Raw genomic sequence first — 527 nt, 5'->3', positions numbered from 1 at the left:
CTTCAGTTTACCAATCTCTCGATCTTCCTGGTCCTTGACAATCCATCCGTTCGACAAAAAGGGAAAAGAACCTTTTACAACGATATTCCCTTCCACATCCAGAATATCGACACCAGAAGAAAAGGCACTCTTTAAATCTAGCGACCCAACCCGCTCCTGTTTCCCATTGTACATATCCGTATTGCCCGCCGAAAAAAAGTTATCCGTAAAATAGATAGACTCCCCCATCAAAGCTCCTCCTTGTATCTACTATGTTAATTTTCATACGGATTAGAACCTGAATAAGTTTCACTTTGGAACAGAGGGACCTGTCCCTCCGTCCCGCCTTCGACCCACCGTCCCCGCCACTCTAGTAAACTGATATTCCTTTCAATCTAGGCTCTCGGGTACTTTTCGTTACTTCTACTTCAACTCCTCGGACTTTAATGGCTGGCACTTGGATTATGGCTTTATTTCCTATACTCCTGCCTTCATATATGGTGACCTTTTGGCGGGACTTTTCTGAAATAATGGCGACCTTAAAGCTT

Annotated in this window: 1 pseudogene; it reads right to left on the bottom strand. The window is 44.0% G+C overall.

The features are described 5' to 3' along the window. Positions 1 to 228, bottom strand: a pseudogene (locus tag AC3G7N_RS22525) (hypothetical protein); the annotation flags it as partial. Positions 229 to 527: the final 299 nt, after the last annotated feature.

The sequence above is a fragment of the Virgibacillus carmonensis genome, from assembly GCF_057836705.1.
The sequence above is the reverse complement of the archived record's forward strand: the minus strand, read 5'-3'. Positions and strand labels throughout refer to the sequence as shown.